Genomic DNA, 22,545 nt, shown 5'->3' with positions numbered 1-22,545 from the left:
GGCTCCCACATTTGGATTGTGTTCACATTGCTTCAGGCTGCGAATGCAGGTCGAGCAGCCACTTGCTCTGCTTCCGGCACTGGCCCAAACAACGCCTTCTGCACCGCTTGCTGCGCCTGATACGCCAACGCCGCACGTTCCTGCCCAGTGCAGGCAATCGGCTTGAGCACATGAATCTCTACATCGCCCTGGTCATTGGAAAACAAGCGCATCAGGTGCGAGAGCAAATCATCATCGCCAATAAAGGGCGCCAGCGGGTCGACCTGGCCGTCGCGCAGATACCGAATCGCCACCGGCTGCAGCGACACATCCGCATCGATCGCGCTGGCCAGCAAGCGCCCGTGGAACGTGCGCAGGCCGCGACCGTCGGTGGTGGTGCCTTCGGGGAACATCAGCAAGGGGTGCTGTTGTTCCAGATGACGGGTCATCTGCTTGCGAATCAGTTGGCTGTCACCTGAACCGCGACGAATAAACAGGCTGCCAGCCTTGGCCGCCAGCCAGCCCGCCACCGGCCAGGTACGTACTTCGGCCTTGGACAAAAACGACATCGGCGCCACCATGCCCAGCAACGGGATATCCGTCCAGGACACATGATTGCTCACCCACAGCATCGGCGTTTGCGGCAACTCGCCATGCACCGTCACGCGAAAGGGCAGGGCGTTGGTCAGCCGTGCCATGAAGAAGCGCGACCAACGCTGGCGCCGCACCATCGAGTTAGCCACCCCCAGGCGCTCGAACAGGCCGAACACACTGGCCATGCTCAACCCCAGCCCCACCACCAACAGCACGCGGGCGATGCGCCCGTAAATGCGCAGGCGGTTCATCACATGGCCGCCTTGAAGTGGCGCGCGTAACGCGGGCACAACTCGTCGCGCTTGAGCAGGATAAACACGTCGGCTACCTGGAAGTCTTCATCCCAGCACGGCTCGCCGCAGATCTTCGCGCCCAGGCGCATGTAGGCCTTGAGCAGCGGCGGCATTTCGGCGATGACGTTGGACGGCAAGTCCAGGGCCGGCAGCGGTTTTTTCGGTTCGGCGCGCAGGTGTTCGTTGCACAGGTAGCGCTCGCGCAAGCGCTGCATGATCGCGTGGGCCTGGATGCCGCCATCGTGCATCGGGATGCTTGCGCAGCCCATCAGGTAGCTGTAGCCACCCTGGTTGAGTACCTCGGCCAACTCGCCCCACAACACCGCGATGGTGCCGCCATTGCGATAGGCCGGGTCGACGCAGGTGCGGCCAATCTCCAGAATCGGGCCCTGCAAGTGCAGCAGGCCATGCAGGCTGAATTCTTCTTCGCTGTAGAACCGGCCCAGGGTGCTGGCGGCCTGGTGGTCGAGCAGACGGGTAGTAGCGACGAGTCGACCGCTGTTCAAATCCCGCACGCCGATATGGCTGCAGTGAACATCATAGTCATCCATGTCCAGACCCAGTTCCGCGCCTTTCAGCTTGGCGTTGAACTCGCCGCTGAACACGTTGAACCGCAGGGCCTGGGCTTCCTGCAATGCCTGTGCGCCTACCAGGCGTTCGGCTTGCAGACGGCGTTCATTGCCTTTGTCGCTGATGCGGGCGATCTGAGTCATAGCGAGTCTCCGGGTGCCGGCCAGGTTGCGGCCAGTCGACTTTGTTGTCCAAAGTCAGGCTATGTAGCCTCGGTGTCAGCTCCATGAAGTTACGGTGACGGTTGGATGACAGCCCCCTTGTCGCAAATCTGTCACTGGCGTGAGCTAGGCTCGCGGGCTTGAATGCCCCCTTGAGTTTGCGTCCATGGTCCGAGGCCTGTTGTGCGTTGCCCTATTGTTTGTCGCCGTGAATGCTCGCGCTGAAATCTGGCCTGAAAAGGAGTGGGCCGTGGGCACAGCCCCCACTGGTCCCGCTGTCGATGCCCTGAACGCCTACGCTTTCCCACCCCGTGACGATGCCACCCGCAACGGTATTCGCACCGACGCGTTGCTGGTCATTCGGGATGGCGAAATCATCTATGAACGCTACGCCGCACCCACCACTGCCAGCACACCGCACCTGACCTGGTCCGTCAGCAAAAGCCTGATGGCTACCGTGCTGGGCGTGGCCTATGGGCAAGGCCGCTTCAAACTCAGCGACCCTGTCGCACGTTTCTACCCGCCGATGAAGCAGCACCCTAAGGTAACCATGGCCGACTTGCTGCACTGGGCCTCCGGGTTGGATTGGCAGGAAGACTACGAATACGCCCCGCTGAAGTCTTCGGTGGTGGCGATGCTCTACACCCGTGGCCACACCGACATGGCGCAATTCGCAGCGGATACCGATGCGGTCGCCGCCCCTGGCCAGGCTTTCCGTTATTCCAGTGGCGACAGCAATATCCTGTCCGCCGCGCTCAAGGGCATGCTCGGCCACAAGGCCTACATGACCTACCCGTGGGACGCGCTGTTCCAGCCCCTGGGCATTCGCGACGCAACCTGGGAAACCGATGCGGATGAAACGTTTGTCGCGTCGTCCTATGCCTATCTCACAGCCCGCGATCTGGCACGAGTAGGGCTACTGATGGCGCGGGATGGGCGCTGGGGCGAGCGACAACTGCTGCCCAAGGACTGGGTCGCCTTCAACCGCCGGCCCTTCGATCGCTACAAAGCCGGCCAGGATGAAGCCGTGCCGGGCGGCCAGTGGTGGCTCAACACCGGCGCCCCCCAACCCTGGCCCGACGCACCGGCCGCCACCTTTGCCGCGCTGGGGCACTGGGGCCAGGCGCTGTTTGTGCTGCCCGATGAACACCTGGTGATCGTGCGTTACGGCGATGATCGGGATGGTAGTTACCGGCATAACGAACTGCTCAAACGAGTGCTGGCGGCGGTGCGCTCATGATGCGTCGTCATCCGTTCATCAGCGTTTTACTGGTGTTGTTTATCTCACTCTTGGGCTGGGTTTGGCACGAGCGCGTCAACCTGCAAGCCTTCCCCGACATCATCGCGGCGTACACCGCCAAGGAGTATTGCTCGTGCCGGTATGTGGCCAACAACCCTGCGCAGTATTGCCTGGGGTATGTGAAGCAGTACGTGCCAACCAGTGCGTTCACTGACTCGCCGGAACGCAGTGAAGTCACGGCAAGCGGTTTAGGGCGTACGCAGACGGCGCGGTGGTTGGGCGACCGTCAAGGCTGCCGCCTCAACCCCTGACACACCCAAATTCCCCTGTGGGAGCTGGCTTGCCTGCGATAGCGCCAGGTCAGTCAACATCACGGGTGCCTGTGCCGCCGTCATCGCAGGCAAGCCAGCTCCCACATTTAGATTATCTGCGTGGGTTCTCGGAAAAAGAACCGGCCCTGAGGTTCCACAGAGTGGAACCACCTTTGATTGTCCTCACGCGCACATCGCGCTTAGCTGTCGATGTGTCGCCAACAAGAACGGGACCACCCGCCTGTGAGGAGAATCACCATGCGCCCGCACCAGCACATCCTGGATTGGCTCAGTGACGTTGCCAGCGACTTGCACGCTGTGCGTCACGATATCCACGCTCATCCTGAGCTTGGCTTTGAAGAGAACCGCACCTCAGCACTGGTCGCGCAGTCATTGCGGGAGTGGGGGTATGAGGTGCATACCGGCATCGGCAAGACCGGTGTGGTCGGCGTGCTGCGTAACGGCAACAGCTCGCGCACGTTGGGGATTCGCGCCGACATGGACGCCTTGCCCATCATCGAAAATACCGGCGCGGTCTATACCAGCCAGCATGCCGGCTGCATGCACGCCTGCGGCCATGACGGCCACACCACCATGTTGCTCGGTGCCGCGCGTTACTTGGCGGCGACGCGGCAATTGGACGGCACTTTGAACCTGATTTTCCAACCCGCCGAAGAAGGCCAGGGCGGCGCCGAGGCGATGCTGGCGGACGGTTTGCTGGAGCGCTTTCCTTGCGACGGGTTGTTCGGCATGCACAATATGCCGGGTTTGCCGGCGGGGCATCTGGGCTTGAGAGTTGGCCCGATGATGGCGTCCCAGGATTTGCTTACCGTGACCCTCGAAGGTGTCGGTGGCCACGGCTCCATGCCACACCTCACTATCGATCCACTGGTGGCGGCAGCCAGCATGGTCATGGCTCTGCAAACGGTGGTGGCGCGCAATATCGATACCCAGGAAGCCGCCGTGGTCACCGTCGGCGCCTTGCAGGCCGGCCAGGCGGCCAACGTGATTCCCCAGCAAGCGTTATTGCGCCTGAGCCTGCGCGCACTCAACCCCAAGGTGCGTGAACAAATGCTGGAACGGGTCAACGCGATCATCCAGACCCAGGCCGCCAGCTTCGGCTGCACCGTGCAGGTCGAACACCGCCCGGCCTACCCGGTGCTGGTCAACCACGCCGAAGAAACCGAATTCGCCCGTCAGGTCGGCGTGGCCTTGCTCGGTGCCGACGCCGTGGACGGCAACACCCGCACGCTGATGGGCAGCGAAGACTTCGCCTGGATGCTGCAACGCTGCCCAGGCAGTTATCTGTTTATCGGCAACGGCGTGTCGCGGCCGATGGTGCACAACCCCGCCTATGACTTCAACGACGACATCCTGCTGACCGGCGCAGCCTACTGGGGCGCGCTGGCCGAGAGCTGGCTCAAGCCGGCCTGACGACCTCTTTTTTCTGCCGCTGGACCCTTTCCCTGATCGGTTGAACGGAGTGTTCCTCATGCAGACTGCAAAACCTGGTGTTTCGCGCACCCGCCAAGTGGTGGCGGCGGTGATTGGCAACGCGTTGGAATGGTATGACTTTATCGTCTACGGCTTTCTCGCCAGTATCATCGCCCGGCAGTTCTTCCCCTCGGAGGACGAATACGCCTCGCTGCTGATGGCTCTGGCCACCTTCGGCGTGGGCTTTTTCATGCGCCCGGTGGGCGGCATCCTCTTGGGTATCTACGCCGACCGCAAAGGCCGCAAGGCGGCGATGCAGTTGATTATCCGGTTGATGACCGTGTCCATCGCGCTGATCGCCTTCGCGCCGAATTATGCTGCCATCGGCATGGGCGCGCCGTTGCTGATTGTGGTGGCGCGGATGCTGCAGGGGTTTGCTACCGGCGGTGAGTACGCGAGTGCCACGGCATTTCTGGTGGAAAGTGCACCGGCCCATCGCAAGGGATTGTATGGCTCCTGGCAACTGGTGGGGCAATGCCTGGCGGTGTTCGGTGGGGCAGCGATGGTGGCGCTGGTCACGCATTTCTTTTCGCCCGAAACCCTCGACTTGTGGGGCTGGCGCCTGCCGTTTGTGCTGGGCTTGCTGATCGGGCCGGTGGGGTTGTGGATTCGTCGGCACATGGAAGACCCGGAAGAGTTCATCGAAGCGCGCAAGCAAGCCACTGGCCCTGCGCCGAGCCTCATGCAAGTGCTGCGTGAGCATCGGCGCAGTATTCTGGTGTCGATGGGGCTGGCCTGCGGCGCGACGGTGTCGTTTTATGTGGTGCTGGTGAACATGCCGACCTTCGCTCACAAGAACCTTGGCCTGCCGCTGGACCAGGTGCTGATGGTGCAGATGTTTGCGGTAGCGCTGATGACTGTGGTGATTCCGTTGTCCGGCCTGCTCTCGGATCGATGGGGACGGCGGCCGGTGTTGATGGCCTTCACCTTGGCGTTCTTCGTGATGGTCTACCCGTTGTATGTGTGGGTGGCCGCCGCGCCGTCTATCGAGCGCCTGCTGGTGATGCAGGTGATGTTGTGCACGGCGATTGGCGGGTTCTTCGGGCCAGCGCCGACGGCATTGGCCGAGCAGTTCCCTATCGAGGTGCGCTCGACCGGTGTGTCGGTGGCCTATAACGTGGCGGTGATGGTGTTCGGTGGTTTCGCGCCGTTGATCGTGACCTGGCTGAGCAAGGTACTGGGCACGCCGGTGGCGCCCTCGTTTTATGTATTGTTTGCGTGCGTGCTGACGCTGCTGGGCACTTACTGCATGCGCGAGGCACCCCGGGCGAGCAAACCGCTGCCGTTTTCTAGAGAGGTGAAGCCTTGACTATTGTTGATTGGGATGCCACTGAACTGTCGCGGGCCATTCATGGGCGGCAGGTGTCGTGCGAAGAGGTGATGCAGGCGTACCTGGCACAGATTCAGCGCTTTAACCCTGGCGTGAATGCGCTGGTGTCGTTGCGCGACAGCGAGGCCGTGCTGGCCGAGGCGAGGGCGTGCGATCGTGAGTTGGACCAGGGCCACTCCCGTGGCTGGATGCATGGCATGCCCCAGGCCATCAAGGACCTGGCGGCCACCCGGGGCTTGCGCACCACCCTGGGCTCACCGCTGTTCGCCGAGCATGTGCCGGGCGAGGACGCCATCAGCGTGGCGCGGGTGCGGGCCAGTGGCGCGATCATCATCGGCAAGACCAACGTGCCGGAGTTCGGCCTGGGCTCCCACACCTACAACACGCTGTTCGGTACCACCGGCAACGCCTATGACCCGCGCCTGGCGGCCGGCGGCAGCAGTGGCGGAGCGGCGGTGGCCCTGGCGCTACGCATGCTGCCGGTGGCCGACGGCAGCGACATGATGGGCTCGCTGCGCAACCCGGCGGCGTTCAACAACGTGTTCGGCTTGCGCCCCTCCCAAGGGCGGGTGCCCCACGGGCCGATGCCGGAGTTGTTCGTGCAGCAACTGGGCACCGAAGGCCCGATGGGGCGCAGCGTGACGGATGTGGCTCGGTTGCTGAGCATCCAGGCCGGTTACGACCCCCGCACGCCGCTGTCATCCCAGGCCGATCCGACGGTGCTTGGCCAGCCGTTGCTGCATGACTTCAAGGGTGCGCGCCTTGGTTGGCTGGGGGACTACAACGGTTATCTGCCGATGGACGATGGCGTGATGAGCCTGTGCGAGGCGGCGTTGGATGATTTCGCCAGGTTGGGCTGTGAAGTGCACAGCTGCCAACCGGACTTTTCCATGGCGCGCCTGTGGCGGTGCTGGTTGGTACACCGCCATTGGCTGGTGCAAGGCAACCTCGGCGCGGCCTATGCCAACCCGCAAAAACGCGCACTGCTCAAACCCGAAGCGCAATGGGAAGTGGAGGGCGGCCAGGGCTTGAGTGCTCAGCAGGTTTACCAGGCGTCGGTGGACCGCAGTGAGTGGTACCGCGCCTTGGGCAAGCTGTTCGAACGTTACGATTTCCTGCTGTTGCCCACCGCCCAGGTGTTCCCTTTCGATGCACAACAGCCTTGGCCACGCCTCGTCGGCGGGCGTGAAATGGACACTTATCACCGTTGGATGGAGGTGGTGATCGGCCCGACCCTCGCCGGTTTGCCGAGCATGAGCATTCCGGTGGGCTTCAACCCCCAGGGCTTGCCCATGGGCCTGCAAATCATTGGCCCGGCCCAGGCCGACAGGGCCGTGCTGCAATTGGCCTACGCCCATGAACAACTGACCCAATGGGTACAACGCCGGCCACCGGCGTGCCTTGCAACGACCCGTTGAGCGCTGACCGGGCCTGTATCTTGCTGTGAAAAAAGATCATCCACCGGCAACAGGGAGATCGAACATGGAGACAGGCACCGTACGCTCGGTTGAACGCGCACTGGCAATTGTCGAGTTGCTGGGCGAGCACCAGGCCCTGGGGCTGGAAGAGTTGCACTACCTCACGCGCCTGCCCAAGGCCACGGTGTCGCGCATGTTGCTAACCTTGCAGGAACAGGGTTGGGTCTATCGGGGCCTGAGTGATCGACGTTACCGCCTGCGTGCCCGGCGCTTGTTCGGCGATACCCAGCAACGCTTCAAGCGCCAGGTGGTGGAGAGCGCCGCCCCCTGGTTATTGGAGCTCAGCGAGCGCACCGGGCTGGTGGTGGATTTGTCGTGCTTCGATGGTGAGCGCCTGGAGGTCATGGAGAGTGCGATTCCCAGTGTGTTGCGCAAGCTGTACCCGAACAACTGCCAGATCGTCGGCCAGTATGCCAGCCTGTTCCATTCCGCGATGGGCAAAGCCTGCTTGACGCAATTGCCGGCCGAAGAAGTACATCGCCTGGCAGGCCGTAATCATGTGGCGGCAGACGAGCACTATCGCGCATGCGAGCAAACCCAGCACCAGGGCTTTGGCCAGCGTACCGAGGGCTATTGGGAATATCCTGTGCGTTTGCCGTTCCTGATCCGGGCGGTGGCGCTGCCGGTGCGCGCCAATGGCCGCCTGGTGGGGAGCATGGCGCTGCATTGGCCAATGCATCAGGCGCCGGTGGAGCGAGTGTTGAATTTGCATATGGGCAGCCTTGAACAGGCGGTGTGCGAAGTGCAGCGAACGCTGGATTAAAAACACCGCAAAACCCTGTGGGAGCTGGCTTTGTGGCGAGGGAGCTTGCTCCCGCTGGGGTGCGTAGCGCCCCCAAAGAGCCGGCTCCAGCTGCGCTGTCGAACGGGAGCAAGCTCCCTCGCCACAGCAAGCCAGCTCCCACATTTGAATTTGCGCCGGTTGTGAGATTGCGCTTAAGGTTCGCCCAGGTTTTTTGCCCCATGAGTCTTTATGTTCAATGTCAAACCTCTGGTCTTCGCGCTGCTGACCTGTGCTGCCGTGCCCGCCCACGCCGACTGGTACCTGGATAACGAATCCTCACGCCTGTCCTTCGTCACCACTAAAAACACCGAAGTGGCTGAAGTCCAGCGCTTCCTGGTATTGCATGGCAAGGTCGACGCCAAAGGTGCGGCTCGGCTGGAAGTGGAGCTGGACTCAATCAACAGCGGCATCCCGCTGCGCGACGAGCGCATGCGTAAAGAGCTGTTCGAGATCAAGACCTTCCCCGAAGCGCAGATCAGCGCGCAAATCAATCTGCAGCCCATCAATGACCTGGCATCCGGCGCGCAGTTGGAATTGCGCCTGCCCTTGAGCGTCACGCTGCACGGCAAGACCCAGACCTACAGCGCCGAACTGCTGGCCACGCGCCTGGATGAGCGGCGTTTCCAGGTGGTAACCCTGGAGCCCGTGGTGCTGCATGCCGAAGATTTCGACCTGGCGCCCGGTGTGGCTACCTTGCGCAAGGCGGCGGGGCTCAAGTCGATCAGTTTGTCGGTGCCGGTGGGTGCGGTGCTGATCTTCACGGCGCGCTGACATGAGCGGCGCGGTGTTCCCGTGGCGCAGCGCCAATCAGTTCGAATTGCTGATCGACGGGCCGAATTTCTTCCCGCAGATGCTGGTGGGCATCGCCCGGGCTGAGCAGCAGGTTGACCTTGAGTTGTACCTGGTCGAAGCCGGTGCCTGCGCCGAGGCCATGGTGCAGGCACTGGTGCTGGCTGCCGAACGCGGCGTGCAGGTGCGTTGCCTGTTTGACGATTACGGCAGCCTGGCGTTTACCCTGGGGCTGCGCAAGCGCTTGACCGACGCCGGCGTGACGCTGCGCTTTTACAACCGCCTGAATTGGCGGCGCTGGATGCGCAACCTGTATCGCGACCATCGCAAGCTGCTGCTGATCGACCAGCGCATTGCGGTGGTCGGCGGCACCGGTGTCACCGACGAGTTCTGGACGCCGGGGCAAGACACCGCCGACTGGCATGAAGTGATGGTGCAGATCAGCGGCCCGCTGGTGCTGGACTGGCAGGCCCTGTTCGACCGGCAATGGCACGCTAACGCCGCGCGCCGTGAATGGAAACCGGCGACCCATTTTGGTTTGCCCCGCTTACCCAAGGTGCCCGCCACCGGGCCGGGGCTGGGTCGCGTGGCGTATGCCGATGCGCGTCAGCACCGTGACATTCTGCAATCGTTGATTCGCGCCTTGAACAGCAGCAAATCGCGTATCTGGCTGGCGACCCCATACTTCCTGCCCACCTGGAGCGTGCGCCGCGCCTTGCGCCGGGCGGCAGGGCGCGGTGTGGACGTGCGTCTGTTGCTCACCGGCCCGCGCACCGATCACCCGTCGGTGCGTTACGCCGGGCACCGTTATTACCCGCGTCTGCTGCGTTCAGGGGTGCAGATCTTTGAATACCAGCCGTGCTTTTTGCACCTGAAGATGGTGCTGGTGGACGATTGGGTGAGCATTGGCTCATGCAATTTCGACCACTGGAATTTGCGTTTTAACCTGGAAGCCAATCTTGAAGCGCTGGACCCGGGATTGACGGCGGCGGTGGTGGGCAGTTTCGAAGCGGACTTTGCCCAGAGCCAGGCGGTGAGTCTGGAGGCATGGAAGGCGCGGCCATTGTGGCGGCGGGTAAAGCAGCGGGTGTGGGGCTGGATTGATCGGTTGGTGGTCAACCTGCTGGATCGGCGCGGCTAGTCGGGCCAACTCAATCAACTGTGGGAGCTGGCTTGCCTGCGATAGCATCACCTCGGTACACCTGACAAACCGAGGTGCCTGTATCGCAGGCAAGCCAGCTCCCACAAAAGCCAGCTCCCACAGCGACCGGGTTGACAGCTTCAGATCAGAGCAGTTCGAAGGTTTGCTGCTGCACGTCCTGGGAGTCCAACCCGATCTGTACATTGAACTCACCCGGTTCGGCTGCGTACTTGAGCTGGGTGTTATAGAACTTCAGGTCGTCCTCGGTGAGGGTGAAGTGCAGCGTACGCGCTTCGCCAGCCTTGAGCATGACCTTCTGGAAGTGCTTGAGCTCCTTGATCGGGCGGATCATCGAACCGGCCACGTCCTGGATATACAACTGCACAACCGTTTCGCCATCGACCTTGCCGGTGTTCTTCACGGTGACGCTGGCGTCGAGCTTGCCGGTCTTGTTCAGGGTGGTGGACGACAGTGCCATGTCCGACAGGCTGAACGTGGTGTAGCTCAGGCCATAGCCAAACGGAAACAGGGGGCCGGTGGTGTCATCGAAGTACTGCGAGGTGTAGTTGCCCGGCTTGCCTGGGGTGAATGGCCGGCCGATGGTCAGGTGGTTGTAGTAGGTCGGAATCTGCCCAACGGAGCGAGGGAAGGTGATCGGCAGTTTGCCCGACGGGTTGTAGTCGCCGAACAGCACGTCGGCAATGGCGTTGCCGCCTTCGGTACCTGCGAACCAGGTTTCCAGGATCGCATCGGCCTGTTGGTTCTCTTCAAGAATCGACAGCGGACGGCCGTTCATCAACACCAGCACCAGCGGTTTGCCGGTGGCTTTGAGGGCCTTGATCAAGTCGCGCTGGCTTTGCGGGATGTTCAGGTCGGTACGGCTTGACGATTCGTGGGACATGCCACGGGACTCGCCCACCGCCGCAACGATGACGTCGGCGTCGTTCGCCGCCTTCACCGCTTCATCAATCAGCACCTGGGCAGGGCGCGGGTCATCCACCACTTCCGGGGCATCGAAGTTGAGGAAGTTGAGGTAGTCGAGCACCGCTTTGTCGCTGGTGATGTTGGCGCCACGGGCATAGATCACTTTGCCTTTTTCGCCGATCACGGCGTTCATGCCGTCGAGCAGGGTCACCGACTGCGCAGGCCGGCCGGCAGCAGCCCAACTGCCCATCATGTCGATGGGTGCCTTGGCCAGCGGGCCGACCAGGGCAATGGTCGCGGATTTTTTCAGCGGCAGGGTGTCGTTGTGGTTCTTGAGCAACACCAGGCTGCGGCGCGCAATGTCGCGGGCCTCGGCGCGGTGCAGGCGGCTGTCGGCGTAGGTGTCGACCGGGTCATCCTCGGCCTTGCCGATGCGCAGGTATGGGTCCTTGAACAGGCCCATGTCGTACTTGGCACCGAGCACTTCGCGCACGGCGTTGTCGATGTCGCTCTGCAGGATCTCGCCGGACTTGAGCAGCCCCGGCAATTCCTTGCCGTACAGCGAGTCGTTCATGCTCATGTCGATGCCGGCCTTGATCGCCAGCTTGGCGGCTTCACGCCCGTCTTTAGCCACGCCGTGCTTGATCAGCTCGAAGATCGCGCCGTGGTCGCTGACGGTCAGGCCCTTGAAGCCCCAGTCCTTGCGCAGCAGGTCGTTCATCAGCCAGGTGTTGGCCGTGGCAGGCACGCCGTTGATCGAGTTGAGCGCCACCATCACGCCGCCGGAGCCGGCTTTGATCGCCGCGTGGTAGGGCGGCAGGTAGTCCTGGTACATCTTGACCGGGCTCATGTCGACCACGTTGTAGTCGCGCCCGCCTTCCACCGCGCCATAGAGGGCAAAGTGCTTGACGCTGGCCATGAGGCTGTCGGCATTCGCGGGGCTGGTGCCCTGGAACGCCTTGACCATGACTTCGGCAATACGTGACACCAGGTAGGTGTCTTCACCGAAACCTTCGGAAGTGCGGCCCCAGCGCGGGTCGCGGGAGATATCGACCATCGGCGCAAACGTGATGTCGAGGCTGTCGGCGGCGGCTTCCTGGGCGGCGATGCGCCCGGAGCGGCCAATGGCGTCCATGTCCCAACTGGAGGCCAAGGCCAGGCTGATCGGGAAAATGGTGCGGTGGCCGTGGATCACGTCATAGGCGAAGAACATCGGGATCTTCAAGCGGCTGCGCATGGCCGCGTCCTGCATCGGACGGTTTTCCGGGCGGGTGATGGAGTTGAACGTGCCACCGATGCGGCCGGCGGCGATTTCCTTGCGGATCAGCTCACGGGGCATTTCCGGGCCGATGCTGATCAGGCGCAATTGGCCGATCTTCTCATCCAGGGTCATTTGCTTGAGCAGGCCGCTGACGAAGGCGTCCTTGTCGTTAAGCGCAGCAGGCTTTGTTTCTGCCCATACGGGGTGGCTGGCCAGAGTGGCAACAAGGCCGAGCAAACACAGCTTTTTCATGAATATCCTTTTTCGGCGACTGCGCAGCATTCAGAGAGATGCTGTCGGCCAAAATGTGGGGAACGTCTATTGTTGTTCGGGTGTTGTTCAGATAAATGCAGCACACTCTGAACTCTTTTTCGCGCTGGGCATCTTTGTAGCTGATTGGCTCGAAGCATTCCAGTGGTGGCGGATTATGCCCCAAGCGCGTGGTTTATAGGGTTAGTCGTCACATTCCATCAGATCGGGCAGGAGAAACACCATGCAAGCAGCACACACTTATCGCTGGGGCTTCAAGGCTGCGGCGCTGTTACTGATCAGCAGCGTGCTGAGCGGTTGCGGCATCAACAACATCCCGACCCTGGACGAACAGGCCAAGGCCGCCTGGGGCCAGGTGCAGAACCAGTACCAGCGCCGTGCCGACCTGATCCCCAACCTGGTGGAAACGGTGAAGGCGTATGCCGCCCACGAACAGGAAACCCTCACCGCGGTGATTGAAGCGCGGGCCAAGGCCACCTCGATCCAGGTGGATGCCAGCACCCTGGACAACCCCGAGAAGCTCAAGCAGTTCCAGCAAGCCCAGGATGGCCTGAGCGGCGCACTCAGCCGTTTGATGGTGGTGTCCGAGCGTTACCCGGACCTGAAGGCCAACCAGAACTTCCTGGCCTTGCAATCGCAACTTGAAGGCACCGAGAACCGTATCGCTGTGTCTCGCCGTGACTTTATCCAGGCCGTACAGGCTTACAACACCGAGATCCGTACTTTCCCGGGCCGCCTGTGGCACAGCGTGATGTACAGCGATTTGCCGATCCGCGCCACGTTTGAAGCCACCAGCGCCGATGCCGATAAAGCGCCGCAAGTGAAGTTCAAATAAGGCTGCACTGAGGTGTCGATGCGTTTATTACGGATAGGCCTGGCGCTGTGGCTGTTGGCCTGCGTGGGCGTGGCCCAGGCGGCACTGAGCTTCCCGGCGCTGACCGGGCGGGTGGTGGACAGCGCGCAGATGATCGACCCGGCGGTGCGCGAGCAACTGACCCAGCAATTGCAGGCGCTGGAGCAGACCTCGGGCGACCAGCTGGTGGTGGTCACCGTGCCCGACCTGCAAGGTGTGCCCATTGAGGACTACGGTTATCAATTGGGTCGCCAGTGGGGCATTGGCCAGAAGGGCAAGGACAACGGCGCGCTGTTGATCGTTGCCCGTGATGACCGCCAATTGCGCATCGAAGTCGGCTATGGCCTGGAAGGTGTGCTGACGGATGCGCAATCCTGGGTGATCATCAACCAGGTGATCCTGCCCAAGTTCAAGGCCGGCAATTTCAGCCAGGGCATCAGCGACGGCGTGGCCGCGATGATCCAGGTGGTGGGCGGTGAGCCCTTGGCGGTGCCGGCTCATGTGGCGGATGCGAACTTCGCCATGGATAATCCCGGTTTTTCCATCGGCCTGTTTATTCTGCTGATCGGCGTGCTGTGGCTGTGCAATCGCATGGGCTTGCCGGTGGGCGCTATCCTGCTGGCGATTCTCAACAGCAGCGGGCGCGGCGGTGGTGGGGGCGGCGGTAGCGGTGGTTTCCGCGGCGGCGGCGGTGGTTTTGGCGGTGGCGGGGCTTCGGGCAGCTGGTAATGACAATAACGAGAATAGAGCATCTACAACCATGGCATTACTGACTGAACACGAGCAGCGCCAAGTCGCCGAAGCGATCGCCCGGGTCGAGAAAACCACCGACGCGGAGTTGGTCACCGTGCTGGCGGCGCGCGCCGACGACTACGCCTACATTCCGTTGCTGTGGGCGAGCTTGATCGCGTTGGTGGTGCCGGGCGTGGTGCATTACCTGTCGGGTTACCTGACCATGTACACCTTGCTGGTGGCGCAGTGGGCGACGTTCATTGTGCTGTGCCTGGTGTTCCGCTTGCCCAAGGTCACTACTCGGCTGATCCCGCGTTCGGTACGCCACTGGCGTGCGTCCAACCTGGCGCGGCGGCAGTTTCTGGAGCAGAACCTGCACCACACGGTGGGCAGCACCGGGGTGCTGATTTTTGTCAGTGAGGCTGAGCGTTATGTGGAGATCCTGGTGGATGAGGGGATTTCCAAGCGCCTGGATGACAGCAATTGGGACGCCATTGTCCAGGCGTTTACCCAGCAAGTTAAACAGGGGCAGACGCTGGCCGGGTTCATCGCCTGCGTTGAAGCCTGTGGCGAGTTGCTCAAGGTGCATGTGCCCGTTACTCACACCCGCAACGAACTGCCCAATCGCCTGGTCGTACTCGAATAACTGCTTTCTGTGGGAGCCGGGCTTGCCCGCGATGGCATCGCCTCGGTTTGCCTGATTAACCGAGTGGCCTGCATCGCAGGCAAGCCAGCTCTCACACAAGGCAGCATCCTTATTCGGGTTGATTGACCGTTGATCAAATAACCCCGTGCCCTGAACCCCCATCCCGCCTAAAATGCCCGGCATTCTTTACCCGAGGCGTTTTTGTTCATGTCCGTCACCGCTCAACCTGCCCGCCCTGCGCCGGATCATCATGCCCAGTTCATCGAACTGTTGAGCGCAAGCCTGGCCCAGAACGCTTTTATCAAGCTGGTGCTGGCCAAGTACGTCGGTGAGGAAGCCGAGTTGCAGCGGCTGATCATCAAGCCGGTAGTCGTCAAGGACCGGCCATGCCTGTCGTTCGTCTATCGCTACAAGACCCGCGATATCACCAAGAACTTCCCCTTGGACGACGGCGTTGCGGCGATCGGCGAGCTGTTGCCCAGCTCGTTCAAGAACGCGCACTTGCTGGCGCTGACCGACGAAGCCCAGTTGGAATACAGCAAGAAGAACAAAAGCTCGCTGTTCAAAAGTAAACCGCAGCAACTGCGCGAGGCGCCTTCGGCTGAGCATAACCGCGAAAAAAATCGCTTCCTCGACCTGAGCCGGCCGTTCCTCGCCGACCTGGGCGTGACCGACGCCAAGCAGGCGCTGATCCCCTCGATGTCGCGCAAGTGGAAGCAGATCAACAAGTTCATCGAAGTGTTCAGCCATGCGCTGACGTCGTCGCCGTTGCAGCTCGACCGCCCGGTGCGTGTCGCCGATTTCGGCTCGGGCAAGGGCTACCTGACCTTCGCCATTCACGATTACCTGCGCAATACCCTCAAGGCCGAGGGCGAGGTCACCGGTGTCGAGTTGCGTGAAGACATGGTCACCCTGTGCAACAGCGCCGCCGCACGCCTGGAACACCCGGGGCTGGTGTTCAAATGCGGCGATGTACGCAGCGTGGCGCCCAGTGAGCTGGACGTGATGATTGCCTTGCATGCCTGCGACATCGCCACCGACTACGCGATCCACACCGGCATCCGTTCCGGTGCGTCGATCATCATGTGCTCGCCGTGCTGCCACAAACAGATCCGCCTGCAGATCCAGAGCCCGGCGTTGCTCAAGCCGATGCTGCAATACGGCCTGCACCTGGGCCAGCAGGCGGAAATGGTCACCGACAGCCTGCGCGCATTGTTCCTTGAAGCCTGTGGCTATGAGACCAAGGTGTTCGAGTTCATCTCGCTGGAACACACCAACAAGAACAAGATGATCCTGGCGGTCAAACGTGCCGAGCCTGTGGACAACGCGCAGCTATTGGCAAAAATCCAGGAGCTCAAGGCGTTCTATCACATCACCGAGCACTGCCTGGAAACCCTGCTGCGCGGGGATGGCTACCTGGCTTGAAATGGGCGCGGTTCCCTGTGGGAGCTTGCTCCCGTGACGGCCCCGGCGGCCAGCGCATATCTACCTGACGCCCCACGATCCAAATGTGGGAGCTGGCTTGCCTGCGATAGCGGCCTGACAGCCGACGCCTATCTGCCTGACACCCCACAATCCAACTGTGGGAGCGGGCTTGCTCGCGAAGGCGGCCTGGCAGTCAACACCGTTGGATTGTGTGTATATTCATTCCTGCGGTAACGGCCACCTAGGGTTCCGCTCTGACAGCGGCTCACTTTTGAAAAGCCGGAATGCCGGCCCAGACAAAAGTAAGCAAAACGCTCTTGCCCCACCACTCGGCACCTCGCTTAGGCTCGGTGTGCCCGTAATCCGCCAGTGATTTGGGGGGCCGCCGCCACGCGCCATCCATGGCGCGGGGCGGCTAAACCGGCATCCCTGCCGGTTTACCCCCCAAATCCCTGTCGAATTCCGGCCAGCGTGGTTTGACGGGGCGCTTGAGATCAAAAGCAGATCAAGATCAAGAGCGGCTCGCTTCGCATCGTGGTTATCGTCGACCGTTACAGCGTTGTGTAGATACTTTTGGCTATCGCAGGCAAGCCAGCTCCCACAGTTGGAATACGTGCGTGCTTAGAAGAAACGCGTCACGCTGATCTTCGCATCACGCCCTTTCGTGTACGCCCGGTCGCCGCTCAAGGCCGGGCGGAAGTTTTTGTTGAACAGGTTGTCTACCGTGAAGTTCACCTCGGTGCCTTTGAGGTACGCCTGCTGCGGTGTCCATTTGGCGAACAGGCCCTGGGTGTTGTAGCGCTTGTTGCCGTACTGGTCGTAGAACAGATCGCCGACGCTGGAGCCCGGGCCGCCCGAGTATTTGTCGCTGGGCAGGCGGTCGGTGGCGCCGATGAACTGGCCCATCCAGCCCACCTGGGCATCCCAGGCCGGGATGTGGGTACCCAGTACCAGCACCCATTTGGTCGGCGGGATGTCTCGTGCGGCTACGTCCGGGCCCCAAGGGTTGGTGTAGGCGCCTTGGTGCTGGCCCTTGGCATAGGCGAACGACACCGAGCCAAACAGGTAGGTGGAGTTGTAAATCGATTCGAGCTCAACGCCCTTGATGGTCAGGCTGCCGATATTGCGGTAGTTGGACATCGGCCCAGGCGGGCAAGCTGAAGCGATGCTGCCGCCATTGACTGCCTGGTTCTGGCAGCCCACGCCGGTGGCCTTGAAGATCTCGTCTTCGACCTTGTTGTGAAACAGGGTGGTGCGCAGTTGCAGGTTATCGTCCTGGGCGATCAGGTTGTCGAAGCTGGTGATGTTGCCCAGGGTGATCGAGGTGATGCGCTCCGGGTCCAGGTCGACGCTGGTGGCGGTGCGACTGCCCACGCCCTGCACTTCGTATTGTTCGTCGATCACCGGGGCGCGCCAGGTCTGGCTCCAGTTGGCGAACAGCCCCACGTTCGGCGTCACGGTCCAGAACAGCGCCAGGCGTGGCGACCAACCTGTGTAGGTGCGGTCGCTGTAGTCGTGACCCACTGCCGGGCTGGGGTTGTTGTAGTAGGGCGCATCGTTGCCTTCGCCGCGGTTGCGCACATGGTCGTAGCGCAGCGAAGGCGTGATCGTCACGTCGCCCAAGGTCACCGCGTCCTGGATAAAGAAGCTGTTGGTATCGACTTTGCCGTGGGGCATGAAGCCCGGCTGGAAGTGCCCGTAGTTGTAGCGCGGCGTGTTGTAGGTGGCGCCGGGCATCCACATCTCGGTTTCGCGGGTGTGCTTGCGGATTTGCCCGCCGACCGTCACGGCATGCTGCAAGGGGCCGGTGTCAAACAGGCTGACGTTGCGGATGTCCAGGAGCTTGTCGGTGTAGGCGGTGTCCATCTTGCGCCCGCCGGTGGCCAACTGGAAAAACGCCGTGGCGTCACGCTCATCGGTCTGCTCGGTGTTGGACTGTGAGTACTTGACGGTCAAGTCCACCAGCGGGTTGTCCAGCGGCTGGTATTCATACTTGCCCGACCAGGTGGTGTCGACCGTGTCACGGTGGGCGAGGAAACGCTTCAACGCGCCTTCGTAGCCGTAGCGATCGATGTTGAACTGGGTTGGCGGCGTGGGGTAACTGGCGGCGGAAAACGGGGTCCAGCGGTTGCTGTGGGAGCGCGAGTATGACAGCCCGACACTGTGCTCATCGGTAAAGTGCGCGTTGACCTTGAACAGCTTGCCGTCCACATCCTGGGCGCTGTTGGGCAGGCGCTGAGGGTTGATCGGGTACTCATTGTTGTCGTTGGGCAACTTGGCGGCCACTTTCATATCGCCGCCGTCGCGTTGGGTCAGGTAGGCCAGCGCATCGAAACGGCCGTCGTCGGTACGGCCATACACGGCACTGCTGTAGACCTGCTCATGGTCGTTGCTGGAGTAGCCATATTTGAGCATCGCACCGCTGTTGCGGCCGTCCTTGAGCAGGTCCGGGGCGTCCTTGGTGACCATGTTTACCGTGCCGCCGAAGCCGCCATTACCGGTGAACGGCGAGTTGGGACCTTTTTCCACTTCGATGCGCTTGATCAGCTCGGGCTCGATAAACACTGTACCTTGCTGGTAACGCTCAAAGCCCGTCTTGGTGGCACCGTCAACGGTCAGCGGCACGTCTTCGGCATCGCCGAAACCGCGGATGTTGATGGTCTGGCCGCCGGGTTTCAGCGAGCCGCCCTGGCTGACACCGGGCAAGGTCTGCAACAGGCTGGGAATGTTATTGGACTGGTAACGGTCGATGTCGGCCTGGGTCAGGGTGGAGCGGTTGACGGTGCTGGCGTTCACCTCGTTGCCGGTACCGATCACGCTCAAGGTGTCCAACTGGATTGCGCCACCGGTGGTGGTGGTTTTACCCTCATCGGGGCGCACCACGTAGGTACTGCCGACCTTGAGCAGGATGAGTTCACCGTTTTTGAGCAGGGAGCGGATGGCCACTTCCGGGGTGTAGTCACCGTTAAGCGCCGGGGCCTGCACATTCTTGAGCAGGGTTTCATCGAACAGCAGCTGGATTTTCGCCTGCTGGGCCACCTGGCTCAGGGACGTGGCCAGCGACTGGGCAGGCAGGTGCAGCTTGAACGACTCGGCTTCGGCGCTGAGGCTCAAGGCCAGGCACGTAGCCAGGAGTGTCGGTCGAAGAAACAGGTGCGAAGCGTGACAAGGCGCGCGAAACATGAAATCCCCCGGAGCGGCTAAATAGCCAAAAAGGTGTGCGTATCAAACACGGACAGGAGGAAGACGGGGCAGGCAAAAAAAACCACACATGCGAATGCAAAATATTCTCATGTGTGGTGTTGCCGCCTATTTGCTTGGCTCGATTCTCATGATGCCGTCCGCCGAGAGCACGGTTTTCACCGGCAACAGCGCGGGCAAGGCATTGAGCAGGGCGTCCGGGTCATTCACATCCAGGTTGCCCGAAACCTTGAGTTGCGCCACGGCCTTGCTCACCTGCAACGACGCCTGTGGACGGTACAGGCTCAGTTCGTCGATCAGGCTGGCCAGCTCTCGATTGCGAAACGACAAGTGCCCGCTGCGCCAATCGGCGACCTCTTCGGCGCTGAGGCTTTGCGGTTGCACGGTGCCTTTGGCGTAGTTGTATGAGGCCCGTTGCTGGGCGCCGAGCAGGGTGGCGGGGCTTTTGCCATTGGGCGCGAAAGCGACCTGGCCATGGGCAACGCTGACCACCAATTGCTGCTGCCCTCGGCGCACATCGAAAGCAGTGCCCACCACCCGTACGCTCGACTCGCCGGCTTGCACGTAGAGGGGGCGTTCCTTGTCGGCGGCCACTTCGAGGTACAGCTGACCTTTGTCCAGGTGCAGCACCCGTAGATGGGCGCTGAAGTCCACGCGGATATGGGTGTTGGCATTCACATACAAGGTACTGCCATCCGGCAGATTCAACGTGCGCATGCCCTTGGCCTGGGTGGCAACCTGGCTGTGATACAGCTCGCGCGGTGCGCCGATAGAGGTCGCCAACACGGCGCACACCAAGGCAGCGGCCACCGCCAGGGCAGGGCGCCACAAGGCGGGCTTGCGCTTGGGCAGTGCCAACGGTTTGTTCAGTTGTTGCAACTGGGCGAGGTCGGCCCATAACTGTTCGAATTCGGCATAGGCGCGCGCATGGTCGGGCACCGCCTGCCAGGCGGCAAAGGCTTTACGGTCGGCGCGGCTTACTTCGTTGCGGTTGCGTGCAAACCAACTGGCGGCCTGGGCATCGATGGAATCGCTCGCTTGGCTGTCCAGCGCGTTTGTGTCGCTCGGGCGGTTCATTCTGGCTGCTCCGTGCCGGTGTCGGGTTGAAGGCGTCGCTTGCAGTGCAGCAGGGCAAAGGCGATGTGCTTTTCCACCATGCTGGTGGAGATGCCCATGCGCGTTGCGATCTGCGCCTGGCTCAAGCCTTCGAAGCGGTGCAGCATAAGGGCTTCTCGCCGGCGGGGCGAGAGTTCGGCGAGGACTTCTTTCAACTGTTCCAGGCGTTGCAGGCGAAGGGCGGCGGCCATGGGGTCGTTGTGCTCGTCGGTGACCGGCTCGGCATCCATTTCGGCGTGATCAGGGTGGACGGTTTGCCGTACCTTCTGTTTGCGCCAGTGATCGCGCAGCAGGTTGCGCGCCATCTGGAACAGAAACGCCCGTGGCTGCTCGACCTTGGCACGGTCGCGGTAGCCCAGCCATTGGGTAAACACATCCTGGGCCATGTCCGCCGCGTCGCTGGCGTTGTCCGTGCGTTTACGCAGGAAATACAGAATGTCTGCATAAAACCCGCGACAGGCATCGGCCGCCGACGGGTCGGGCTGGGGACGAGACATGGATACCCTTCTTGACGAAGCACGATGTGGAAAAGTCGCGAATGATATCGAGAATTATTGTCATTTGTCTCCAGCTAAATAGATCTCCCGTGTTTGGCTGGAAAAAATTGGGGCATGGCCTTTAATCCTACAAGTTTGGGAGCGATATCCCACTCAAAGGAGAAAGTCATGGCTGGATGGTATGAGTTGAGTAAAAGCAGTAACGGGCAGTTTCGTTTCGTGCTTAAGGCGGCGAACGCAGAAACCATATTGACCAGCGAGCTTTACACCACCCGCGGTGCTACTGAAGCCGGCATTGCTTCAGTGCAGGCAAACAGCCCACATGATGAACGTTATGAGAAAAAAGTGGCCAGCAACGGCCAGCCGTTCTTCAACCTCAAGGCGGCCAATCATCAAGTGATCGGCAGCAGTGAGCAGTACACCTCTACAGCCGCACGAGACAATGGCATTGCCAGCGTCAAGACCAATGGTTCCAGTGTCACTATCAAGGACAAGACCTGACGGTTGTGCAAGAAGGCCTACGCCCGGCTCGCGAGAGCCGGGCGTTTTTTATACCGATGACAGCAACGCTTTGAGCTGTCCGATCCCTGCTTCGCCCAACGGGAACACCGGCAAGCGCGGATGACCCACCTCCAACCCGGTCAAGCGCAACCCGGCCTTGATCGTCGCCGGCAGCCCGCCTTTGAGGATGAATTGCAGCAAGGGCAACTGTCGGTAGAACAGCTCCCGCGCCTTGTTCAAATCATCGGCCAGTACGGCCTGATACAAGCTCAGGTTCAGTTGCGGGATCAGGTTCGGCGCCGCGGTGCACCAGCCTTTGGCGCCAGCCGCGAAGGCTTCCAGCGCCAGCGGGTTGCAACCGTTGTAGAACGGCACGTCACTTTGCAGTTTCAACTGGTGCATGCGCTGGATGTCGCCAGTGCTCTCCTTGACCATCGTCACGTTCTCGACCTGCTTGAGGATGCGCAGGATCAGCTCCACCGACATGTCGGTGCCGCTGGTGGCCGGGTTGTTGTAGAGCATGATCGGCACGCCGATGCTGTCGCCGATGGCGGCGTAGTGAGCGAGGATTTCCGCGTCACTGAGTTTCCAGTACGAGGCCGGCAGCACCATGACCACATCGGCGCCGTGCTCTTCGGCATAGCGGGCGCGGCGTACGGCTTTGGCGGTGGTCAGGTCGGACACGCTGACAATGGTCGGCACGCGCTTGGCGACTTTCTTGATGCTGTAGGCGCTGACTTCATCCCACTCGGCATCGCTCAGGTAAGCGCCTTCGCCCGTGCTGCCCAAGGGCGCAATGGCGTGGACGCCGCTGTTGATCAAGCGGTCGATGGAGTGCCCGAGGGCGTCGAGGTCAACGCGTTGGCCGTCGGCACTGAAGGGGGTGATGGTGTAGCCGATAATGCCGTGAATGGTTGGGTTGGACATGGGAAAAACTCCGGTCGAAAAGGGGGAC

20 protein-coding genes are annotated in these 22,545 nt (G+C 61.6%); 13 read left to right on the top strand and 7 right to left on the bottom strand.

The features are described 5' to 3' along the window. Positions 1–32: 32 nt before the first annotated feature. On the bottom strand, positions 33–824 hold the full coding sequence (locus MHH62_RS09050) for a lysophospholipid acyltransferase family protein (protein ID WP_014717317.1): 792 nt from the start codon (positions 822–824) through the stop codon (positions 33–35). Continuing rightward, positions 824–1,579: an L-ornithine N(alpha)-acyltransferase gene (olsB, locus tag MHH62_RS09045; RefSeq protein WP_003189352.1), complete on the bottom strand. Its 756-nt coding sequence runs from the start codon at positions 1,577–1,579 to the stop codon at positions 824–826. The genes MHH62_RS09050 and olsB overlap by 1 nt, the downstream gene beginning before the upstream one ends. 184 nt (positions 1,580–1,763) lie before the next feature. Here olsB and MHH62_RS09040 point away from each other — a divergent pair, with 184 nt between their 5' ends. From MHH62_RS09040 to MHH62_RS09005, 8 genes are all read left to right on the top strand, one after another. Further along, positions 1,764–2,837, top strand: a complete 1,074-nt coding sequence (locus tag MHH62_RS09040) for a serine hydrolase (protein WP_339232842.1) — start codon at positions 1,764–1,766, stop codon at positions 2,835–2,837. Next, positions 2,834–3,148, top strand: a complete 315-nt coding sequence (locus MHH62_RS09035; RefSeq protein WP_032903216.1) for a hypothetical protein — start codon at positions 2,834–2,836, stop codon at positions 3,146–3,148. The genes MHH62_RS09040 and MHH62_RS09035 overlap by 4 nt, the downstream gene beginning before the upstream one ends. A gap of 258 nt (positions 3,149–3,406) precedes the next feature. Beyond that, the gene (locus MHH62_RS09030) at positions 3,407–4,582 is read left to right on the top strand and encodes a M20 aminoacylase family protein (protein WP_020301004.1); all 1,176 of its coding nucleotides are present in this window, start codon (positions 3,407–3,409) and stop codon (positions 4,580–4,582) included. 58 nt (positions 4,583–4,640) lie between these two features. Continuing rightward, positions 4,641–5,951 carry a citrate-proton symporter gene (locus MHH62_RS09025; protein ID WP_014717321.1) on the top strand — a complete coding sequence of 437 codons (1,311 nt, stop codon included), beginning with the start codon at positions 4,641–4,643 and terminating at the stop codon, positions 5,949–5,951. Further along, positions 5,948–7,390 carry an amidase gene (locus MHH62_RS09020; RefSeq protein ID WP_339232839.1) on the top strand — a complete coding sequence of 481 codons (1,443 nt, stop codon included), beginning with the start codon at positions 5,948–5,950 and terminating at the stop codon, positions 7,388–7,390. The genes MHH62_RS09025 and MHH62_RS09020 overlap by 4 nt, the downstream gene beginning before the upstream one ends. 64 nt (positions 7,391–7,454) lie before the next feature. After that, positions 7,455–8,213, top strand: coding sequence for a helix-turn-helix domain-containing protein (locus MHH62_RS09015; protein WP_014717323.1), 759 nt, complete (start codon positions 7,455–7,457; stop codon positions 8,211–8,213). Positions 8,214–8,423: 210 nt separating this feature from the next. Continuing rightward, positions 8,424–9,005: a YceI family protein gene (locus MHH62_RS09010; protein WP_003189365.1), complete on the top strand. Its 582-nt coding sequence runs from the start codon at positions 8,424–8,426 to the stop codon at positions 9,003–9,005. Position 9,006: 1 nt separating this feature from the next. Next, positions 9,007–10,164 carry a phosphatidylserine/phosphatidylglycerophosphate/cardiolipin synthase family protein gene (locus MHH62_RS09005; protein ID WP_003189367.1) on the top strand — a complete coding sequence of 386 codons (1,158 nt, stop codon included), beginning with the start codon at positions 9,007–9,009 and terminating at the stop codon, positions 10,162–10,164. Between the two features lie 145 nt (positions 10,165–10,309). On the opposite strand, the gene bglX is transcribed toward MHH62_RS09005, so the two are convergent. After that, on the bottom strand, positions 10,310–12,601 hold the full coding sequence (gene bglX / locus MHH62_RS09000) for a beta-glucosidase BglX (RefSeq protein ID WP_339232837.1): 2,292 nt from the start codon (positions 12,599–12,601) through the stop codon (positions 10,310–10,312). Positions 12,602–12,842: 241 nt separating this feature from the next. Here bglX and MHH62_RS08995 point away from each other — a divergent pair, with 241 nt between their 5' ends. From MHH62_RS08995 to MHH62_RS08980, 4 genes are all read left to right on the top strand, one after another. Then, positions 12,843–13,454, top strand: a complete 612-nt coding sequence (locus MHH62_RS08995; protein WP_014717327.1) for a LemA family protein — start codon at positions 12,843–12,845, stop codon at positions 13,452–13,454. Positions 13,455–13,472: 18 nt separating this feature from the next. After that, positions 13,473–14,201 carry a TPM domain-containing protein gene (locus tag MHH62_RS08990; RefSeq protein WP_198833391.1) on the top strand — a complete coding sequence of 243 codons (729 nt, stop codon included), beginning with the start codon at positions 13,473–13,475 and terminating at the stop codon, positions 14,199–14,201. Between the two features lie 31 nt (positions 14,202–14,232). Beyond that, positions 14,233–14,850: a TPM domain-containing protein gene (locus tag MHH62_RS08985; protein ID WP_014717328.1), complete on the top strand. Its 618-nt coding sequence runs from the start codon at positions 14,233–14,235 to the stop codon at positions 14,848–14,850. A 207-nt stretch (positions 14,851–15,057) separates the two neighbouring features. Continuing rightward, positions 15,058–16,275, top strand: coding sequence for an SAM-dependent methyltransferase (locus MHH62_RS08980; protein ID WP_339232835.1), 1,218 nt, complete (start codon positions 15,058–15,060; stop codon positions 16,273–16,275). 621 nt (positions 16,276–16,896) lie between these two features. On the opposite strand, the gene MHH62_RS08975 is transcribed toward MHH62_RS08980, so the two are convergent. The 3 genes from MHH62_RS08975 to MHH62_RS08965 form a co-directional block, all read right to left on the bottom strand. Then, on the bottom strand, positions 16,897–19,458 hold the full coding sequence (locus tag MHH62_RS08975) for a TonB-dependent receptor (RefSeq protein ID WP_032903205.1): 2,562 nt from the start codon (positions 19,456–19,458) through the stop codon (positions 16,897–16,899). A gap of 126 nt (positions 19,459–19,584) precedes the next feature. After that, the gene (locus MHH62_RS08970) at positions 19,585–20,553 is read right to left on the bottom strand and encodes a FecR domain-containing protein (protein ID WP_038449400.1); all 969 of its coding nucleotides are present in this window, start codon (positions 20,551–20,553) and stop codon (positions 19,585–19,587) included. After that, positions 20,550–21,089 carry an RNA polymerase sigma factor gene (locus tag MHH62_RS08965; RefSeq protein ID WP_014717332.1) on the bottom strand — a complete coding sequence of 180 codons (540 nt, stop codon included), beginning with the start codon at positions 21,087–21,089 and terminating at the stop codon, positions 20,550–20,552. Before MHH62_RS08965 ends, MHH62_RS08970 begins: the two co-directional genes overlap by 4 nt. 168 nt (positions 21,090–21,257) lie before the next feature. On the opposite strand from MHH62_RS08965, the gene MHH62_RS08960 reads away from it, so the two are divergent. After that, on the top strand, positions 21,258–21,590 hold the full coding sequence (locus MHH62_RS08960) for a YegP family protein (RefSeq protein WP_014717333.1): 333 nt from the start codon (positions 21,258–21,260) through the stop codon (positions 21,588–21,590). Between the two features lie 48 nt (positions 21,591–21,638). Here MHH62_RS08960 and MHH62_RS08955 read toward each other — a convergent pair whose 3' ends face one another. After that, positions 21,639–22,517, bottom strand: coding sequence for a dihydrodipicolinate synthase family protein (locus MHH62_RS08955; protein ID WP_019817812.1), 879 nt, complete (start codon positions 22,515–22,517; stop codon positions 21,639–21,641). Between the last annotated feature and the right edge of the window lie 28 nt (positions 22,518–22,545).

The organism is Pseudomonas sp. FSL L8-0168 (assembly GCF_037976155.1).
Taxonomy (GTDB): domain Bacteria; phylum Pseudomonadota; class Gammaproteobacteria; order Pseudomonadales; family Pseudomonadaceae; genus Aquipseudomonas; species Aquipseudomonas paracarnis.
Note: the sequence above shows the minus strand (reverse complement) of the source record. Positions and strands in the feature narration are given on the sequence as shown.

Bases quoted from the DNA above. Each gene is read 5' to 3' on its own strand.
- MHH62_RS09050 (WP_014717317.1), bottom strand. From the start codon at position 824: ATGAACCGCCTGCGCATTTACGGGCGCATCGCCCGCGTGCTGTTGGTG.
- olsB (WP_003189352.1), bottom strand. From the start codon at position 1,579: ATGACTCAGATCGCCCGCATCAGCGACAAAGGCAATGAACGCCGTCTG.
- MHH62_RS09040 (WP_339232842.1), top strand. From the start codon at position 1,764: ATGGTCCGAGGCCTGTTGTGCGTTGCCCTATTGTTTGTCGCCGTGAAT.
- MHH62_RS09035 (WP_032903216.1), top strand. From the start codon at position 2,834: ATGATGCGTCGTCATCCGTTCATCAGCGTTTTACTGGTGTTGTTTATC.
- MHH62_RS09030 (WP_020301004.1), top strand. From the start codon at position 3,407: ATGCGCCCGCACCAGCACATCCTGGATTGGCTCAGTGACGTTGCCAGC.
- MHH62_RS09025 (WP_014717321.1), top strand. From the start codon at position 4,641: ATGCAGACTGCAAAACCTGGTGTTTCGCGCACCCGCCAAGTGGTGGCG.
- MHH62_RS09015 (WP_014717323.1), top strand. From the start codon at position 7,455: ATGGAGACAGGCACCGTACGCTCGGTTGAACGCGCACTGGCAATTGTC.
- MHH62_RS09010 (WP_003189365.1), top strand. From the start codon at position 8,424: ATGTTCAATGTCAAACCTCTGGTCTTCGCGCTGCTGACCTGTGCTGCC.
- MHH62_RS09005 (WP_003189367.1), top strand. From the start codon at position 9,007: ATGAGCGGCGCGGTGTTCCCGTGGCGCAGCGCCAATCAGTTCGAATTG.
- bglX (WP_339232837.1), bottom strand. From the start codon at position 12,601: ATGAAAAAGCTGTGTTTGCTCGGCCTTGTTGCCACTCTGGCCAGCCAC.
- MHH62_RS08995 (WP_014717327.1), top strand. From the start codon at position 12,843: ATGCAAGCAGCACACACTTATCGCTGGGGCTTCAAGGCTGCGGCGCTG.
- MHH62_RS08990 (WP_198833391.1), top strand. From the start codon at position 13,473: ATGCGTTTATTACGGATAGGCCTGGCGCTGTGGCTGTTGGCCTGCGTG.
- MHH62_RS08985 (WP_014717328.1), top strand. From the start codon at position 14,233: ATGGCATTACTGACTGAACACGAGCAGCGCCAAGTCGCCGAAGCGATC.
- MHH62_RS08980 (WP_339232835.1), top strand. From the start codon at position 15,058: ATGTCCGTCACCGCTCAACCTGCCCGCCCTGCGCCGGATCATCATGCC.
- MHH62_RS08975 (WP_032903205.1), bottom strand. From the start codon at position 19,458: ATGTTTCGCGCGCCTTGTCACGCTTCGCACCTGTTTCTTCGACCGACA.
- MHH62_RS08970 (WP_038449400.1), bottom strand. From the start codon at position 20,553: ATGAACCGCCCGAGCGACACAAACGCGCTGGACAGCCAAGCGAGCGAT.
- MHH62_RS08965 (WP_014717332.1), bottom strand. From the start codon at position 21,089: ATGTCTCGTCCCCAGCCCGACCCGTCGGCGGCCGATGCCTGTCGCGGG.
- MHH62_RS08960 (WP_014717333.1), top strand. From the start codon at position 21,258: ATGGCTGGATGGTATGAGTTGAGTAAAAGCAGTAACGGGCAGTTTCGT.
- MHH62_RS08955 (WP_019817812.1), bottom strand. From the start codon at position 22,517: ATGTCCAACCCAACCATTCACGGCATTATCGGCTACACCATCACCCCC.